This is a genomic window from Ralstonia sp. TCR112, from assembly GCF_007997035.1.
Taxonomy (GTDB): domain Bacteria; phylum Pseudomonadota; class Gammaproteobacteria; order Burkholderiales; family Burkholderiaceae; genus Ralstonia; species Ralstonia edaphi.
Window position 1 is genome coordinate 1 of the sequence record NZ_VOSS01000166.1, and the last position, 723, is coordinate 723.

Here is a 723-nt window from a genome sequence, read left to right on the forward strand (position 1 = left end):
CTGAGCCGCCTAGTTCGGCAATCATCCGCTCCGTTTGTCCGATGATCTGCGGATGCAAACGCCGCAGGAAGCGATTGATTTCGATGTAGTGATAGTCGCGATCCGGTGTGAACCCGACCGCTTGATACGCTCGCACAAGGCTACCGAAGCGGTGTGCATAGGCTGCTGCTGAAGGCATGCCTTCCGTTTCGTCGATGATTAGCCCTGACAAGAACCCTCGCGTCCGATAGAGATTGCGCAGCTTGTCCAACAGTTCTTCGTCACTGAATCGGCGCGCCCGAGCGCGCAGAATGCCTTGCGCTGTATAGAACAGCTCGGGTGAAACGATGGCTTCGAAAGCTCCGTCCCTGCGAATCCACATTTCAGGGCCGTTGACCACGCGATGCTTCTTGAGTTTGAAAGACGTCCGGTTGTAGACGTTGTTGCCAATGTACTTTTCGTTGGACAGAACTTGGCGCACTGTGGCGCGTGTCCATGCATGACCGAGGTCCGTACGAATGCCACTGGCGTTGAGCCGGCTGGCTATTTCAGATTCCAGTAAGTTGCTGTCAATAAACCATCGATAAATCTGATTGACCGTTGCGGTCTCTTCGTCCGGCCCTGGCATCAGGATGACGCGATCAGTCTGCAGGCTTTTCTGTTGGCCGCGCGTGAGCTCAGCGCGTACGGTACCTAGCTGATCGACCAGGACGCGCCGCAGGCCATATCCCGCTGGCCCACCCT

General features: G+C 56.4%; 1 protein-coding gene. It reads right to left on the reverse strand.

Annotation, left to right across the window (positions count from 1 at the left end; all coding sequences use genetic code 11):
- Nucleotides 1-723: recombinase family protein (locus tag FUT88_RS24885; protein WP_186829380.1), on the reverse strand; the 723-nt coding region annotated here is incomplete at both ends.